We start from the raw sequence: 15,439 nt of genomic DNA on the forward strand, positions 1-15,439 counted from the left end.
TATTGTATATGTGGCTATCTTGTTAATTAAATTTTTTATATCTTGAAATCAAAAATTATATCTAGATACAAAGGTGGTTTAATTTTATGCAGAAACTAGTAAATGCACATTGTCATATTTATCCGGAAAAAATAGCAGACAAAGCGGTTTTAGGAATCAGAGACTTTTACGATTTGGACATGTCCCTTAACGGAAAATTGGACGATTTGATTAGGGACGGCAATGAAGTTGGAGTTACACACTATCTTGTCCACTCAGTGGCTACCACTCCAAAGCAGGTAAAATCAATCAACGAATTCATTGCTGAATCAGTGAATGCTCATCCTGACCTGTTTACCGGTTTCGGCACACTGCATCCCGACAGCGATGACATCGAGGGCGATTTCGATTATCTGATTGAACTTGGACTTAAGGGCGTCAAGCTTCATCCGGATTTCCAGCAGTTTGCCATGAACGAAGAGCGTGCATTCAAGATCGGGGAAGTCGTAAGCAACGGTGGCGTTCCAATGCTTGTCCACTGCGGAGACTTCAGATACAGCTATTCAAATCCCGAACAGATTAAACCATTTTTAGACAAGTTTCCAGATTTGACTTTCATTGGAGCTCATTTTGCAGGATGGAGCATGTGGGAGGAAGCCACCGAAAAATTGGCAGGAACACCAAACCTTTATGTTGATTTAAGCTCCAGTTTATATGCATTAAATCCCGAAACAGCATTGGATCTGATTCATGCTTATGGTGCGGATAAGGTATTGTGGGGAACAGACTATCCGATGTGGGAATCCAAAAGCGAAATGGAATATTTCAACCGTATTGACCTGACAGATGAAGAAAAAGAGCTTATCATGTATAAGAACGCATCTAAAATTTTAGGACTTGACTGAAATTTTTTCAAGGTGTTACAAATTGTAACACTTTAAAATCAAACTATAGTTGGCTACAAAGTGTTGCCAACTCAAAAACTATTTTTTAAAAGCCTTTTTGGCGGCTACTGCAAGTTGGCCGTTTTCAATCATTTTCAGGACTTCTTCTTTTGTAAACCATCCGTAGTCATCATGCTCTTCACTGATTGTAACCTCATCGCTATCGCTGGTCACGTTCATGATTAGTTGGATTGATTTGATTTCCTGATTTGTCTTGCATGCGGTGTAGTCTCTTTGAATTACATTATACAGTGATTCGACTTCAACATCAAGGCCAGTCTCTTCCTTAAACTCCCTTTTAAGTGCAGCATCAAAGAACTCTCTTTTCTTTACTTTACCGCCTGGAAATTCCCATAATCCTGCATCGTGAGTTGACCTTGACCTGATTTTCAAAAGCAGTATTTTGCCATTGTGCTCGCAGATTCCTTTAGCTGCAAGTCCCCATAGGTTTGACATGTTATCAACAAAAAAAGATTATAAAAGGGATTTTAATCCCTTATTTTTTCATAGCTTTCTCTACAGCAACGGCAACGGCAACGGATGCTCCTACCATCGGGTTATTACCCATACCGATGAGTCCCATCATTTCCACGTGAGCAGGCACTGATGATGAACCGGCAAACTGTGCATCAGAGTGCATTCTTCCCATGGTGTCTGTCATACCGTATGAAGCAGGTCCTGCGGCCATGTTGTCCGGGTGCAGGGTTCTTCCTGTTCCTCCACCGGAGGCGACTGAGAAGTATTTCTTGCCTTGTTCAATGCATTCCTTCTTGTATGTTCCAGCTACAGGGTGTTGGAAACGTGTAGGGTTTGTTGAATTTCCTGTTATGGATACATCAACGCCTTCCAAATGCATGATTGCAACGCCTTCACGCACATCATCTGCACCATAGCATCTGACCTTTGCCCTTTCACCGTCGGAGTATGCCTTTTCCTTAACGACTTTGACTTCTCCTGTGAAGTAGTCGAATTCGGTTTCGACATGGGTGAATCCGTTAATTCTTGATATAATCAATGCTGCGTCCTTTCCAAGACCGTTTAAAATTACTCTTAAAGGCTTTTCCCTTACTTCATTTGCTGAGTTTGCAATTCCGATTGCACCTTCTGCTGCTGCAAAACTTTCATGACCTGCAAGGAATGCGAAGCATTCGCTTTCATCACTCAAAAGCATGGATGCAAGGTTACCGTGTCCGAGACCTACCTTTCTGTCATCGGCTACACTTCCAGGAATGCAGAATGCCTGAAGTCCTTCGCCGATTGCCTTAGCGGCATCTGATGCCTTTGTGCAGCCGGTCTTGACGGCTATTGCAGCGCCTAATGTGTATGCCCAGCATGCGTTTTCAAAGCATATCGGCTGGACGCCTTTTACTATTTCATATGGGTCAAAGCCTTTGTCGAGACATATTTGCCTTGCCTCTTCAAGGCCTTTGATGCCGTATTTTTCTAAAACAGGAATGATTTGATTGATTCTTCTTTCATAACTTTCAAATAAACTCATAATATCACTCCTTTCTAGGGTCTATCTTTTTGGCCGCATCATCAAATCTTCCGTATTGGCCTGTTGCCTTTTCAATGGCTTCAAGCGCATCAACTCCGTCTTTGATGAGGTCCAGCATGACGCCCAGGTTTATGTATTTGTATCCTATGATTTCATTGTCCTCGTCAAGTGCGATTTCAGTGATGTATCCTTCAGTGAGCTCCAGATATCTTGGACCCTTTTCCTTTGTGGAGTAGATTGTTCCGACCTGGCTTCTGTGGCCTTTTCCCAGATCTTCAAGTCCTGCACCAATCTGAAGGCCTCCTTCTGAAAATGCTGATTGGGTTCTTCCGTAAACAATCTGTAAGAATAATTCGCGCATTGCTGTGTTGATTGCATCGCAGACCAGATCGGTGTTCAGCGCTTCAAGGATTGTCTTGCCGACCAATATCTCCCCTGCCATTGCGGCTGAGTGGGTCATGCCTGAACATCCCAATGTCTCAACCAATGCCTCTTCAATAATTCCGTCCTTAACATTCAATGTCAATTTGCAGCATCCCTGTTGCGGTGCGCACCAGCCTATTCCATGAGTAAAACCTGAAATGTCAGTGATTTGCTTTGCTTTTACCCATTTTCCCTCTTCAGGAATCGGAGCAGGGTCATGATTAGCACCCTTACGGACGGAACACATATTTTCTATCTCATCATCTTTTTTCTCCAAAATTTTTTGCTAATTTTATATATCTGTTTTAATATTAAAATAATTTACATTGAAAATTAAATAGAATAGCTTTAATAATATGAAAATATAACTAATCATATCAAATGTTTGGTGAGTAGTTATGGATTTCATAATTGTTTTAGCAAAAGTAGAACCAAAAGAAGGTTGTCTCGACACCATTATTGAAGTCGCTGATGAATTGATATTTGAAACCTTGCAAGAGGAAGGAAATATCGATTATCAACTGTTAAAATCAATAGACGAGAAAACTTTAACATTTGTCGAAAAATGGGAATCCCTGGATGCCCTCAAAAGACATATGGCTTCTCCGCACTTTTTGAACTTCGGTGAGGAAAGTGGAGAATTTGTTAAAAATATGACTATTCAAGTTATAGGTGCCGATGAACTCGACCTATAATACTATTTTTTTATTTACTTATTTTTATTGCACGATTACCTACCCGTTTTAATAAGACCCTTTAAAACATTTAAAAACCATACTATTATATATGAAAATCTTCATCAGAAAGGACGAATTTAAAAAAATCTCAAGCTCGATTCATGAAAGACTTCTTGAAATTTCAAAGGAACTGGGCATTGACGTTGCAGAGGATATTGAAAATGCAGACATCATCATATCCATTGGAGGAGATGGAACATTTCTTAAAACCGCAAGACTGTCTGGCGGAAAGCCTATTGTCGGCATAAATACTGGAACACTAGGTTATCTTACCGAAATTTCCCCGGATGAAATAAAAGATGCACTGACAGACATTAAAAACGGCAACTTTCGAATAGAAGAGAGGATGATGGTTGAAGGCGAAATCATCAAACCAAATGGAGATAAAATTAGGATACCAGAAAGCCTCAATGAGATTGCAATATCAAAAAACACATTCGGCGTGGTAAGGTTCGATGCTATAGTGAACACTAAACTGATTAATTCTTATACTGCAGACGGAATACTTGTATGCACACCGACAGGCTCAACAGCATACAATCTATCCTGTGGAGGACCAATAGTTGACCCAACAGCACAGATAATGACATTGACGCCGATAGCACCTCATACGATACTCAATAGAAGCGTGATTCTATCTGACGATTCGATAGTGGAGCTTAAAATAACCGAACTAAGACAAAACACCCAAGCTTATGTTCTTTATGATGGAAAAGCCATTGAAGTGTGCAGTGGTGATGCTGTAAGGATTAAAAAATCAGACAATATTACAAAAATAATCAAATTGGAAGAAAGGAGCTTCATTGACAATATTCGCGAAAACATTAGTTAAAAAGAAAATTAATCAGCTAAAATTTCTTCCAATTCTTTTACTGATTTTCCGGTTTTTTGAGACAAATCTATAAGTGATTCCCCAGAATTAATCAAACAAATAGAATTTCTCGCAACCCCTCTTTTTACCTTTAGCTTCTTTTCGTTCACCATATTCATAAAAATACAAAAATTTGAATGTAGTAAAAACCTAGTTAACAGTAATGCAGTCATTAGGACAAATCGCCATGCATACCCTACAGCTTTTGCAAACCTGAGGGTCACGAACTGACATCTTGTCTTCAACAATCATCAGCACGTTATTCGGACAGGCTATTGAGCATTTTTCGCATGCATCACACACATCACCGTTAATGTCAATGTGTGATTCAATGACTTCCTCTTTTTTCTCTTTTTTGCCTCTTTTAAAAAGTGAACCTAAACCCATACAAATAGTTTATCGAAAATTGTAATTAAATGTATTGCCAATATTATCCAGCATAATTTTGAACAAAACACCAAATCGATATTTCCAAAATGAAGTCATTTTTCCAAATACAATGCAATAATGACCTATTCATATTAAAAAATTACATATTCAAATCAATATTGAATTTAAATGCTTAAATTTACCTTAAATCAAACAAATCATTTAAATAAGATAGAAAATATAATAATTGATGAGTTAAAAAGGGTTAATTTAAAATCGGATTGATTTAAATAATAATCCTTGAATTATCATAATGCCTAAACTTAATTAAAAAAGGTGAAAAAATGAGTATTGAAAATGTAAAAAATAGAGATCTGTTCCTGAAAATGTGTTTTATGTATTTTCTGGCACATATTTTAAATGTACTTGGAATTAAAGAAGAAATAGATGACGTATTACCAACCGAATTGGTTACCTTTAAAAGAATCGAGAATTTCAAAATATTTGATCTCCTCCACGATTTCAAAGTGATTACAAAGTCGGGAAAGATAATCATTTTTGAGTTTAAGAAAAATATGCTCAAACTAGATGATTTAAAACAGGTATATAATTATCATTGGAATACCTCGTGCAAAGAGAAAACAGACAATATAATCGCTATTATCATTGTTATTTCAAAAGATGGAAAGATCAGTGAATTCAAAAAACTAGATTTTACATATAGACCTAAGATAATTAAAACAAAAAACATTAACAAACAAGAAGACTTAAAAATAATTAGAGACAAATTTGAAAACAATTTGAAGTTGACTTCACAGGAATGTTCTCTTTTGATTGCATTTCCACTATTCGATTTAAAAGAAAGCGAATCCAAAATTATTGAAGAGATGTGTGAAAACATCAAATCCAAAAAAGAATGTATTCCTGAAGAGGACTTAGATGGAGTAATTATAGGAATGTACCTCAATATTATTGAATATATTGACTCTGAAAAACAATATGCATTAAAGGAGATGATTAACGTGAGCGGAAAAATCGAAGGCGAATTTGCTAAATGGAAAAAAGAACAAAAAGCTGAAGGAATAATAGAAGGTGAACAAAACATCATCCGTGAATTATTAAACAACCACTCCATAAAAGAAATATCTAAAATGATTCACAAAGATGAAACTGAAATAAAAAAAATAATAGGAATAGATTAGAATCCATTCTAATCTATTTTAGAATTTCAATCCTAATTCATAAGCCTCTTTTAATTTATCTTCCTGTTCTTCTGCAACAATCCCTGCAGGGCCTGCTGAACCTGCATCGACATGGCCGATTACATCATAACCCATGAATGTGAATGGTGAGAATTTAGTAAGCTCGATGTAGTCTGCATAAGTTCCCTCAGGCTGGTTTTCAGTAAATATCAATGCTGCTTTTCCTGATAGGCTTTTGTCCGGGTTTTGGCCTATTGAATAGAAACGGTCGATAATCAATTTTCCCTGTGCTGACATCTGACCGTAGTAGATTGGTGTTGCAAATATTACTCCGTCAGCGCCAACAAGGTCATCCAATATTTTGTTTCCGTCATCTGCCCTTACGCATTCAGGATGTTCGGCGCAGTACATGCATGCCTTACATGGTGCGATGTCACAGCCTTCAAGGAAGTACTTTACTACTTCACCGCCGTTTTCCTCAATACCTTTTATCATTTCATCCATCAGTACGTCACAGTTTCCGCCTTTTCTTGGGCTTGCTTGAAGTGCTATAATTTTCATTAACTACTCTCCTAATGTTTTGTTATTAAATAGTATAATCGATTAATTATATAAATCTATTTTACCAAAATATTAGTATGAGATTATCCAAATCGAAAGTGAACACCTATCTTAAATGTCCGAAGGAATTCAAATTCCAGTATATCGATGAGATTCCCTGCGAACCCAACAAGTACATGACCAGGGGAAGTGACGTCCATCTCATTGCGGAGAAATTCACTGACAAATTCGAGGATAATCTGGATGACATCGACATTCATAATGAATTGATTAAGGTTGCAAATGATTTGGATATCGGCTATGACCTTGAGGAGCATATAGATAATCTGGGACTGTTTTTCAAGGAAGTCTTTGTTGACAATAACTATAAGCTGCATTCAAATGAGGAATATCTTATAGATAATAAAAACAGGTTTTCAGGAATTTGCGACATCATCCTGGAAGATGAAAACGGCCATCTGGTTGTTATTGACTACAAGACAAGCAATTCCAATTCATTTTCCAAATACCGTCTGGAACTGTGCTATTACAAGCTGCTTGTTGAAAACGTATATCACAGGCCTGTTTCTGCAGTAGGCGTGTTCTTTACAAAAAACGGTCGTCTGAGGATTTTGGATGTCTGCGATGAAGACAACAAACGAAAGTATTTGAACAATTCCGAGATTGACGAAGCCATCGATACCCTGCATGATGTTCGCCAAAGGATAAATAACAAGGAGTTTCCGGCCAAAAAACAGTACCTCTGCAAGCATTGTACATACAGAAAGCTTTGTGAAGACCCATTCCATTTCTTCAAATGATTATATTTTTTTAATTATTTTAAAAATTTAGGCATGCCTAAAAATTTATATAGTATTACATCCAACCATTAAATAACCACAATTAACTTATGGAGGAAAACTTATGAATTTAGAAGGCGTAGAAAAAACCATGCTTTTGACATTGTTTGCCAAAGCACAGCATTCACAGGAAAAGAACCATAAATTCTATGACAGAAAGGCAATTGAAGTCATATCAAAAATAGACTATGATTTCACCATTGCAGACAAGGACAGGAAGATGAAGATGGGAGTTATCGGAAGGACAATAGTTCTTGACGACATGGTTGGAGAATACATCAAAAGCCATCCCCACTGCACTGTAATCAATATCGCTTCAGGCATGGATACCCGATTCAACAGGCTTGACAACGGGATTATGAAATGGTACAATGTGGATCTGGAAAACTCAGCAAATTTCCGCCTCAAATACATTGAAGATACAGACAGAGTCAGAACCGTTGCATACTCCGCAATGGATGAAGGATGGACCGATGAAATCAAGGTTGAAAGCGGGAATGTGCTAATCATTATTGAAGGATTAACAATGTACCTGCAGGAAAAGGAGGTTTCAGACATATTAAAAATAATAAGTGACAATTTCATGCATGCCACAGTGTTCATGGAGGTGATGCCACCGGTTTCAGTTGACAACTGCAAAGAGATATCAGTTGAGGAAACCGATTCCGAATTCACCTGGGGCGTTCAGAAAGGCCATAATCTGTTAAAACTCAATTCAAACTTCAGATGGGTTCGTGATGTTAACCTGTTTGATGGAGTCAACAAATATAAGCCGATAACCAAATTGTTTACATGGATTCCAGCCATCAGAAACCAAATGGACTACATTGCAGTCCTTGAAAAATAATTCCAGATGAAAATGACTTGTTGAAAAGCAAGCATTTTCAAAATATTTTTATTTTACTGCCACAACCGTCATCCACTCGAGAAACTTATCGGAAAAAGAAATGTTACTATAATCATCATCCATTCTAATTACATTTCCATTTGATTTAATTATCTCTTGTTTGTTTTTACCATCCCTTAAGTAAACGGTTATTTCACTAAATTGATTGTTAGTTAAAAATCCAGTAATTTCCTCATCATCATATACATTCATATCAATCAATTTTTCAGATAATCTCATCATCAGGTTGTCAGATCCGTTGGATTCCATTCCAATCAGAAAAGTGCCGCCTAGTTTAAGTACCCTTTTTACTTCACCAAAACATTTTTCGATATCCGGCCAGAAATATACTGTTTCAAAAGCGGTTACAGCATCAAATGTGTTGTCATCATACGGCAGGCTTTTGACATTGCCCTTTTGGATTTCCACTTTACCGTCATAGATTTCCTGATAGTTCACTTCCCGTGACAGATTGACACTTTCGATACTGTAGTCTATCCCATAGACCTTTTGGGCTTTTTCAGCCATTCTTTTTACGTTTATTCCGCCGCCGCATCCAACATCCAGTATAACATCATCAGGCTTGATGTCGAGATGCTTCAATCCCCACAGCGATACAGGAGTGTGTTCCTTGTTCATTGATTTCAGCTGAATCTTTCCCAATTTTCCTTTCGGTTTTCTCATGTTGTCAAAAAATCCCATCAAATCACCTTCGGTATGAATCTGTTTACTTTTTTTGAATATTCGATATAATCATTTCCATATAGGTCAGCAAGCCATTTCTCTTCTGTTTTTTTCATTGAAATTGATAAAAAAGCCCAGAACAGTACCGGCAAAACGAATAGGATAATATTCTGTGTGATTGAGATTATTCCTGTTGCAATATATAGAAATGAGGCATATATCGGATGTCTGATGTAGACATATATTCCTGTGGTTATCAGATTATTTTCCTTAACATTCTTATCAAAATTAGAGTTGAAAACCGCCAACAACCAGCAGATTGCACCTAAAACAATTAAAATTATTCCTAAAATTATAAGAACCATATTTAATTCATCCATTTTAAAAACTGGAATCAAATGATAGTATGATAATATGAAGGAAGTAATTGTAACGATTCCAATTGCAGAAATTAAATATGGCCCTATGCCAAAAACAGGCAAATGATTTTCTTCCATATACTAATTAATATTTTCATAGAATAAATAATTTAGGCATACCTAAATTTAAATTATATATCATATTAAATCAAATGAATAATTGAGGTTAGAAAAATGACTAAATATACTTATTACACCGATGGCGCAGCCACAATGATTAACAAAAACGGACAATACCTGAGAAAGGAAGGAGGATGGGCATATATCTGCCTAAAAGATAATGAAATAATTGAAAAGCAGTCAGGAGGATGTCCCCTTACAACAAACAATGAGATGGAACTCTATGCAATCTATGCATCACTCAGGGATTTTCTTGACAATTCTTCAAGTGATGATGCTGTTGAAATCTGTTCCGATTCCGGATATTCCATTGACATATTCACAAAGTGGGCGCGAAACTGGAAAAAAAGAGGATGGGTTAAATCTGACGGAAAACCTATCAAGAATCTTGAAATCATTAAGGCAACCTGCACTTTAATTGACCGTATCGGTGAGGAAAACGTGTCATTTAGAAAAGTTAAGGGTCACTCCAAAAACAGGTTGAATCAGAAAGCCGACAGGCTTGCAGTTGATGCAAAAATAAATGCCAAAAAAAGCAAGAAAACAACCGGATATATGCAAAAGCCGGATGATCTTCTTGGAAAAAAAAATAAATGAAGTTTAAGAGGATGCTTCCTCAACTTCATCAAAGTCTACTTTTTCACCTAATATTCTAAGACCTATAAACATTACAACTATACCGACTGGGATACAGATGTACCATGGGACTCCTAATCCTGCTGGGATGTAACCGATGAATATTGCAACACAAGCTACAAAGATTGCATAGTAGATTTGTGTCTGAACGTGATCGATATGGTTACAGCTTGTTCCCATGGATGAGAGAATTGTTGTATCTGAAATCGGTGAACAGTGGTCTCCGAAGATTGCACCGGTCAAAACACCACTGGTACAGATGATTGTAAAGTTCATATCTCCGGTACTTACAGCCCATGCCAATGGGATTGCAAGAGGCATCAGGATACTCATTGTACCGTAAGCTGTACCTGTTGCAAATGAAATCAGTGCACCTAAAACGAAGATAAGTGCAGGCACGATGAACTGAGGTATGGTATTACTTAAAATCCCTACCAGATAATCTGCGGTTCCGACTTCACCGATTACTCCACCTAAGGACCATGCGAGAAGAAGGATTACACCAGTGATAACGATGGTTTTCATACCGCCAATCCATTCGGATATTGCATCTTCGATTTTGAGGATTTTCTGACCGACTGCCATTATGATAGCTACGATTGAAGCTAAAAGTGCAGCCTGGAAGAGTGCAACGGATGCATCTGAAGCTGAAAGCGCTTCAAAAATACCATTGAATGATAAAGGTGAGGTATGCATCAGGGTTATGAGAGCCTGGTCTTCACCGCCTAAGATGGTGGTGTATCCGCTCCAGTAGAATGCGATAAGTGCTCCTACAATAAGTGTACCGATCGGTATGATAGCGTTCCATACTGATAATTTGATTCCTTCAACCGGTTCAACTTCATCAAAACCAGGTGCTTGAGGTACTATAACTTCTTCACCATCTTTTCTTGCACGGGCAGCCTGTTCTGCCTTTTTCATTGGTCCGAATTCATATAATGTTGCTGCGGAAATCACAATGAAAATCAAAATGAAAATATTATAGAATCTGTAAGGGATAGTTTGTAGGAATATACCGAATCCAGTTACGTTTGTCGCACCGACAGATTGGAAACCGGCAGCAATCAAACTTATTTCCAATCCAATCCAGGTGGAAATGATTGCGATACCAGCAACAGGAGCTGCAGTTGCGTCGACTACAAATGCCAATTTTTCTCTAGATACTTTGAGTTTGTCCATAACAGGTCTCATGATAGGTCCGACAATAAGTGAGTTTGCATAATCGTCGAAAAATACACATAATCCTAAAATCCAGGTAAAGAGCTGTGCTTTTCTAGGAGTGTCTGCCCTTTTAGCGAATGCTTCTGCAAGAGCCTTTGCTCCTCCCATCTTGGTTACCAGCTGGATGATACCTCCAATAAGCAGACACTGAAGGATAATACCTGCGTTCCAAGGATCTGCCATACAGCTGATAATCTGAGAACCCATCTGTAAAAAAGCGTTTATTGCTGTGCTGACGATATTTAGGTCGTTAACACATAACATGAATTCCCCAACGAATACCCCAATGAACAGGGATACAATTGTCTCTTTGGTAATGAATGCCAAACCGATTGCCACAAGAGGAGGCAATAAGGTTAGAATACCGAAACGAACTGCATTGTCGTCATTGGCAGGTGTCTGGGAAATCCATAGGGATAATACGAAAAGAGCTATTATTGAAATAGCTGCAATTAAACCTAATTTTACATTATCGTTTATTTCCATAATCACACCATTTTCCTAAAATATTATAATTCTTAAAGATTAGTATTACAAATGTTTAACAATATTCATAATATACTGATAATTATTATTCATTAAATTTTGTTAAACCATTAATTTTTATGAATTATATAGTAATATTTATCCTTTTTAGTATAAATAGTATAATTATTTGCTTAATGTATAATATATTCAAAAATTACCATACTAAGATAAAAAGTAGCCATTTTCAACAAAACTGCCATTTGAAAAAACAATTATTATATAGTTTGAAACTTAATAACTATTAACTAGGTGAATAGATTTGAACATGAAAACACTTTATGCATTACTTGTTATTTTGATAGTCATCTATATCGGCATAAACGTCGGCGCAAACAACTTGAATCTTGTCGGCTCCGATGCTGATACATCCACCGACGCAAACACCCCAACCAATGTTGACGGCATTGCTATTGGAAGCAGCAACTTTGCAAAGCAAGATGGCTTTAACAATACAAAAATCAATGATACTGCTTTAAGGTTAACAAATACCAATAACCTTACAATAACGGTCAGCCTGCTTGACAACAGCCAGAACATATCAGATGTTGCAAACAATCTGATCAGCTCCGGGCAATACACTTCAAATCAGGTGATTGACCAGAACGGCACTACCACCTACTTCCTTTACAAAGAAGGTGCAGATTCATACAGTTCAGATATTTTCTTTAATAAGAACAGCCAAAACTACAAGTTAAGCGGAGGAAACATCACTTATGACAACAGTGACACATTCATCAATACCTGTAAAAACATAATTGATACAATGAGCTCTTCCGGCGGAAGTTCTGGCGGTTTTTCAAAATTCGGATAATTTAACTAATTATCCTCTATTTCTTTTTTTAGCTCTAAAATATATTCATCACTTTCGAACTGATTAATATAATTCAAAACTATTTCTTTTGGCTTCAAAGCGTTGTTCCTGTAGAAATACTCTTCAAAATCAGTGTAGTTGAAAAGGTCTAGATTGTACTTCTCATAGAAATGCAAGGGGTGTGTTGCTAAAAACTCCAAGCCATTCTCGGTAATCTCACCATTAAAATATCCGTTTTCAGTGAGATACTGATTCAATATGTCCCAGTCAATGTTATATGTGTTTTCTATTGTCAGCATTGCGTATTGAACTTCGATTCCCTCATCAATCAGCTTTAGAAATTTGTATGCGACATATCTGATGTCTTCCTCGAAGTCATCCTGAGCCACATCAATAGTGTCAATCAGGCTGTCAAGCATCTCATCAGGCCTGTAGTCAAGGTTTATTCCACAGAAGTGGCAGAACCTGTCATGGCTGTCAATGGGCATGCTGCAGTACTGGCATGTGTCCGTGTGGGACTTTATTGACACCTTCTTATTCTCATCAAAGAGATATGCAAGACGGATTAGTAGAGATTCGTTCAAAATCATTCCAGCCTCATATTCCTCAATCATCTGCTGCTTTATCTGATGTGCCTTTTCAGCAGTGATGTGGGCATCGTCAATAAGCGATGAGATGTAGGCTGAAAATTCACCGTCGCCTCCGACAACCTCCTCCAATGTGTATGACTTCACCGGAAGCCTGTCCTCCAGGTCTGTGATCTGTCTCATGATTTCAACATCATTTTCCATGAAGAATTCCCTGATTTCGGCAAAATAAGCATCATCTATTGAATCTCTCTTTTCTAGGCAGTCATAATTGACAATGTCATAGTTTAGAGGGCTGCTGTATGCGACTATTCCCTTGTCGATGTCTAGAAAATGGATGCAGGCAGAGATGCTGATGTCATAGAAATGTGTCGAGAGCTCTTCGGTTGCTTCATATGAGGCGTTTGAGATGACATGGCTTCCCGGAACGATGAATTCAATGGAACTTGCAACAATATTGTCGGAGATTCTTTTCGCAAATCCGTATTTGATTAAAAGTTCAATGACAAGGTGCGTAGGCTCGACTATGCTTGGCTTGTTGTATTCAACCATGGTCTTTTGAAGCTCATCCAAAAAGAGTCCGTTTCCGCGAAACTCGGGAATAACATAGATGTTGTTGAGGGCCGCTGTGATGAACTGCCTTGAAAAGTCATATGAGCAGAAGCCGACAACCTTATTATCCCAGACCAGTTCCTTGAAGAGATTGCACTCACTGGCCTTAAGAATTATTCCCTCATCTCTTATCGAATCCAATATGTAAGGGTAGTTTTTCTCAAGAATCTCTTCAACGCCGAGATTCGCTTCACTTAAAAAGACCTTCTGTGTGTTATCGTCCCTAATCAAATATTCCATGTTATCGTCCTTGAATAATGTTAAAACTTATTATTATTTAAATCAATCGATTTTAAAGTATTTTTTAGGTAAAACTAATAATTAAAATTCAGTTATACTGAAACTAATAATAGAACAAATAATTTAGTCATACCTAAAAATTATTTGGATTTCATCATTAAAATATTTATTGGTATAAAACAAAGTTTAATCATGAATGTTTTAGTAATAGGTTCAGGCGCAGTGGGAATAGGACTTGCAGCTTCAATGCTCTCCCAAAATGCAAACATCAGCATATATGCAAGAGGAGAAACTGCAGATGCAATAAGAAAAAACGGAATCAAAAGAGTGGGTCTTTTTAAACACTACACCTTTGCACCGCAAGACGTCAATGTATATGACAATTATTCAGACATCCCGAAAAACACGTTTGATTATGTCTTCATCACCTCAAAGACAACAGCAAATGAGGACATCTCAGATAAGTTAAACCAGTCAAGGGACATCCTCAAGGATAACTTTAAAATCATCATTTTCCAGAACGGCTTTGGAAACGATGAATTGTACTTAAGATACTTTTCGCCGAAAGAAGTGTTTTCAGCACGTGTAATCACCGGATTTGCAAGGCCTGAGCGACACATCAGCGAAGTGACAGTCTACACCGAACCCATACTGATTGGGTCCCTTCAAAAAGAGGATCCAAGTGACCTTAAGGTAATAGCCGACATGATTACTGCTTCCGGAATCAACTGCGAAATCACTAAAGAGGTCGACAGGTACCTGTGGGCAAAGATGCTCTACAACTGTGCGCTTAACCCTCTTGGAGCCATTCTTGATGTGGCCTACGGCAAACTGACCGAAAGCGAATATTCAATCGAGATTATGGACAAAATCATCGATGAGATATTCAACGTCATTGATGCAAGCGAATATGAAACACTCTGGGAAAGCCCAGACGAGTACAGGGACATATTCTACTCAAAGCTGGTTCCCGATACCTACAACCACTACTCTTCAACACACCAGGACATCAAAAAGAAAATCAGAACCGAAATCGATTCGCTGAATGGAAAGGTAATCGAGCTGGGAGATGCCTACAATATTGATGTGAGCACAAACAGAATCATATACAATCTGATAAAATCCATTGAAAATGACTTCGATTAACCCCAAAAAATCTAAACCTTTATATAGGTTAAAAATCTATATAGTATTGTTCATATTGTTATATACTATTTTTTTATAATATGAACAATGGTGATGGTTGAAATGAGCATTCGTTTGTATTCCTTT

The 15,439-nt window shown here is 37.5% G+C and carries 19 protein-coding genes; 9 read left to right on the forward strand and 10 right to left on the reverse strand.

Translation table 11 applies throughout. The annotated features are described in order from the left end of the window. Window positions 1–86: 86 nt before the first annotated feature. Window positions 87–884, forward strand: a complete 798-nt coding sequence (locus Q0W26_RS00475) for an amidohydrolase family protein (RefSeq protein WP_298521379.1) — start codon at window positions 87–89, stop codon at window positions 882–884. A 78-nt stretch (window positions 885–962) separates the two neighbouring features. Here Q0W26_RS00475 and Q0W26_RS00480 read toward each other — a convergent pair whose 3' ends face one another. Genes Q0W26_RS00480 through Q0W26_RS00490 form a run of 3 tightly spaced genes read right to left on the reverse strand, consistent with a single transcriptional unit; the run spans window position 963 to window position 3,091 of the window. Continuing rightward, the gene (locus tag Q0W26_RS00480; RefSeq protein WP_298521380.1) at window positions 963–1,379 is read right to left on the reverse strand and encodes an NUDIX domain-containing protein; all 417 of its coding nucleotides are present in this window, start codon (window positions 1,377–1,379) and stop codon (window positions 963–965) included. A 40-nt stretch (window positions 1,380–1,419) separates the two neighbouring features. Beyond that, a complete protein-coding gene (locus tag Q0W26_RS00485) occupies window positions 1,420–2,421 on the reverse strand; it encodes a GGGtGRT protein (RefSeq protein ID WP_298521382.1) in 1,002 nt (333 codons plus the stop codon). Window positions 2,422–2,425: 4 nt separating this feature from the next. Beyond that, a complete protein-coding gene (locus Q0W26_RS00490; protein WP_298521384.1) occupies window positions 2,426–3,091 on the reverse strand; it encodes an iron-sulfur cluster assembly scaffold protein in 666 nt (221 codons plus the stop codon). 151 nt (window positions 3,092–3,242) lie between these two features. Between Q0W26_RS00490 and Q0W26_RS00495 the strand changes: the two genes are divergently transcribed. Then, a complete protein-coding gene (locus Q0W26_RS00495) occupies window positions 3,243–3,539 on the forward strand; it encodes a putative quinol monooxygenase (RefSeq protein WP_298521386.1) in 297 nt (98 codons plus the stop codon). A 91-nt stretch (window positions 3,540–3,630) separates the two neighbouring features. Then, complete coding sequence (locus Q0W26_RS00500) at window positions 3,631–4,413, forward strand: NAD(+)/NADH kinase (protein WP_298521388.1); 783 nt, start codon at window positions 3,631–3,633, stop codon at window positions 4,411–4,413. Window positions 4,414–4,421: 8 nt separating this feature from the next. On the opposite strand, the gene Q0W26_RS00505 is transcribed toward Q0W26_RS00500, so the two are convergent. Continuing rightward, window positions 4,422–4,562 (reverse strand): hypothetical protein, encoded by a 141-nt coding sequence (locus Q0W26_RS00505; RefSeq protein ID WP_298521390.1) that lies wholly within the window; start codon window positions 4,560–4,562, stop codon window positions 4,422–4,424. A gap of 40 nt (window positions 4,563–4,602) precedes the next feature. Then, entirely contained in the window at window positions 4,603–4,839 is a 237-nt protein-coding gene (locus Q0W26_RS00510; protein WP_298521391.1) for a 4Fe-4S dicluster domain-containing protein, read from the reverse strand. 326 nt (window positions 4,840–5,165) lie between these two features. Between Q0W26_RS00510 and Q0W26_RS00515 the strand changes: the two genes are divergently transcribed. Next, window positions 5,166–6,023, forward strand: coding sequence for a hypothetical protein (locus Q0W26_RS00515; RefSeq protein ID WP_298521392.1), 858 nt, complete (start codon window positions 5,166–5,168; stop codon window positions 6,021–6,023). A gap of 18 nt (window positions 6,024–6,041) precedes the next feature. On the opposite strand, the gene Q0W26_RS00520 is transcribed toward Q0W26_RS00515, so the two are convergent. Next, entirely contained in the window at window positions 6,042–6,584 is a 543-nt protein-coding gene (locus Q0W26_RS00520) for a flavodoxin family protein (RefSeq protein WP_298521393.1), read from the reverse strand. Between the two features lie 77 nt (window positions 6,585–6,661). Here Q0W26_RS00520 and Q0W26_RS00525 point away from each other — a divergent pair, with 77 nt between their 5' ends. Together Q0W26_RS00525 and Q0W26_RS00530 are read left to right on the forward strand one after the other, a co-directional pair. Continuing rightward, a complete protein-coding gene (locus Q0W26_RS00525; protein ID WP_298521395.1) occupies window positions 6,662–7,384 on the forward strand; it encodes a PD-(D/E)XK nuclease family protein in 723 nt (240 codons plus the stop codon). A 103-nt stretch (window positions 7,385–7,487) separates the two neighbouring features. Further along, window positions 7,488–8,270: a class I SAM-dependent methyltransferase gene (locus tag Q0W26_RS00530; RefSeq protein WP_298521396.1), complete on the forward strand. Its 783-nt coding sequence runs from the start codon at window positions 7,488–7,490 to the stop codon at window positions 8,268–8,270. A gap of 48 nt (window positions 8,271–8,318) precedes the next feature. Here Q0W26_RS00530 and Q0W26_RS00535 read toward each other — a convergent pair whose 3' ends face one another. Together Q0W26_RS00535 and Q0W26_RS00540 are read right to left on the reverse strand one after the other, a co-directional pair. Next, entirely contained in the window at window positions 8,319–9,011 is a 693-nt protein-coding gene (locus Q0W26_RS00535) for a class I SAM-dependent methyltransferase (RefSeq protein ID WP_298521398.1), read from the reverse strand. Beyond that, a complete protein-coding gene (locus Q0W26_RS00540) occupies window positions 9,011–9,373 on the reverse strand; it encodes an isoprenylcysteine carboxylmethyltransferase family protein (RefSeq protein ID WP_298521400.1) in 363 nt (120 codons plus the stop codon). Before Q0W26_RS00540 ends, Q0W26_RS00535 begins: the two co-directional genes overlap by 1 nt. A gap of 213 nt (window positions 9,374–9,586) precedes the next feature. Between Q0W26_RS00540 and Q0W26_RS00545 the strand changes: the two genes are divergently transcribed. Beyond that, a complete protein-coding gene (locus Q0W26_RS00545; RefSeq protein WP_298521401.1) occupies window positions 9,587–10,129 on the forward strand; it encodes a ribonuclease H in 543 nt (180 codons plus the stop codon). Between the two features lie 3 nt (window positions 10,130–10,132). Here Q0W26_RS00545 and Q0W26_RS00550 read toward each other — a convergent pair whose 3' ends face one another. After that, complete coding sequence (locus tag Q0W26_RS00550; protein ID WP_298521402.1) at window positions 10,133–11,875, reverse strand: Na+/H+ antiporter NhaC family protein; 1,743 nt, start codon at window positions 11,873–11,875, stop codon at window positions 10,133–10,135. A 301-nt stretch (window positions 11,876–12,176) separates the two neighbouring features. On the opposite strand from Q0W26_RS00550, the gene Q0W26_RS00555 reads away from it, so the two are divergent. Continuing rightward, a complete protein-coding gene (locus Q0W26_RS00555; RefSeq protein WP_298521404.1) occupies window positions 12,177–12,728 on the forward strand; it encodes a hypothetical protein in 552 nt (183 codons plus the stop codon). Between the two features lie 5 nt (window positions 12,729–12,733). Here the strand turns inward: Q0W26_RS00555 and Q0W26_RS00560 are convergent, their stop codons facing one another. Next, window positions 12,734–14,167, reverse strand: a complete 1,434-nt coding sequence (locus Q0W26_RS00560; protein WP_298521406.1) for a GNAT family N-acetyltransferase — start codon at window positions 14,165–14,167, stop codon at window positions 12,734–12,736. Window positions 14,168–14,359: 192 nt separating this feature from the next. On the opposite strand from Q0W26_RS00560, the gene Q0W26_RS00565 reads away from it, so the two are divergent. Beyond that, on the forward strand, window positions 14,360–15,313 hold the full coding sequence (locus Q0W26_RS00565; RefSeq protein WP_298521407.1) for a ketopantoate reductase family protein: 954 nt from the start codon (window positions 14,360–14,362) through the stop codon (window positions 15,311–15,313). The last annotated feature ends 126 nt before the right edge of the window (window positions 15,314–15,439 follow it).

The sequence above is a fragment of the uncultured Methanobrevibacter sp. genome (genome assembly GCF_947169325.1).
Classification (GTDB): Archaea; Methanobacteriota; Methanobacteria; order Methanobacteriales; family Methanobacteriaceae; genus Methanocatella.

What these genes read in the sequence shown, in the direction of transcription:
- Q0W26_RS00475 (WP_298521379.1), top strand. Translation starts at nt 87, where the DNA reads ATGCAGAAACTAGTAAATGCACATTGTCATATTTATCCGGAAAAAATA.
- Q0W26_RS00480 (WP_298521380.1), bottom strand. Translation starts at nt 1,379, where the DNA reads ATGTCAAACCTATGGGGACTTGCAGCTAAAGGAATCTGCGAGCACAAT.
- Q0W26_RS00485 (WP_298521382.1), bottom strand. Translation starts at nt 2,421, where the DNA reads ATGAGTTTATTTGAAAGTTATGAAAGAAGAATCAATCAAATCATTCCT.
- Q0W26_RS00490 (WP_298521384.1), bottom strand. Translation starts at nt 3,091, where the DNA reads ATGTGTTCCGTCCGTAAGGGTGCTAATCATGACCCTGCTCCGATTCCT.
- Q0W26_RS00495 (WP_298521386.1), top strand. Translation starts at nt 3,243, where the DNA reads ATGGATTTCATAATTGTTTTAGCAAAAGTAGAACCAAAAGAAGGTTGT.
- Q0W26_RS00500 (WP_298521388.1), top strand. Translation starts at nt 3,631, where the DNA reads ATGAAAATCTTCATCAGAAAGGACGAATTTAAAAAAATCTCAAGCTCG.
- Q0W26_RS00510 (WP_298521391.1), bottom strand. Translation starts at nt 4,839, where the DNA reads ATGGGTTTAGGTTCACTTTTTAAAAGAGGCAAAAAAGAGAAAAAAGAG.
- Q0W26_RS00515 (WP_298521392.1), top strand. Translation starts at nt 5,166, where the DNA reads ATGAGTATTGAAAATGTAAAAAATAGAGATCTGTTCCTGAAAATGTGT.
- Q0W26_RS00520 (WP_298521393.1), bottom strand. Translation starts at nt 6,584, where the DNA reads ATGAAAATTATAGCACTTCAAGCAAGCCCAAGAAAAGGCGGAAACTGT.
- Q0W26_RS00525 (WP_298521395.1), top strand. Translation starts at nt 6,662, where the DNA reads ATGAGATTATCCAAATCGAAAGTGAACACCTATCTTAAATGTCCGAAG.
- Q0W26_RS00530 (WP_298521396.1), top strand. Translation starts at nt 7,488, where the DNA reads ATGAATTTAGAAGGCGTAGAAAAAACCATGCTTTTGACATTGTTTGCC.
- Q0W26_RS00535 (WP_298521398.1), bottom strand. Translation starts at nt 9,011, where the DNA reads ATGGGATTTTTTGACAACATGAGAAAACCGAAAGGAAAATTGGGAAAG.
- Q0W26_RS00540 (WP_298521400.1), bottom strand. Translation starts at nt 9,373, where the DNA reads ATGGATGAATTAAATATGGTTCTTATAATTTTAGGAATAATTTTAATT.
- Q0W26_RS00545 (WP_298521401.1), top strand. Translation starts at nt 9,587, where the DNA reads ATGACTAAATATACTTATTACACCGATGGCGCAGCCACAATGATTAAC.
- Q0W26_RS00550 (WP_298521402.1), bottom strand. Translation starts at nt 11,875, where the DNA reads ATGGAAATAAACGATAATGTAAAATTAGGTTTAATTGCAGCTATTTCA.
- Q0W26_RS00560 (WP_298521406.1), bottom strand. Translation starts at nt 14,167, where the DNA reads ATGGAATATTTGATTAGGGACGATAACACACAGAAGGTCTTTTTAAGT.
- Q0W26_RS00565 (WP_298521407.1), top strand. Translation starts at nt 14,360, where the DNA reads ATGAATGTTTTAGTAATAGGTTCAGGCGCAGTGGGAATAGGACTTGCA.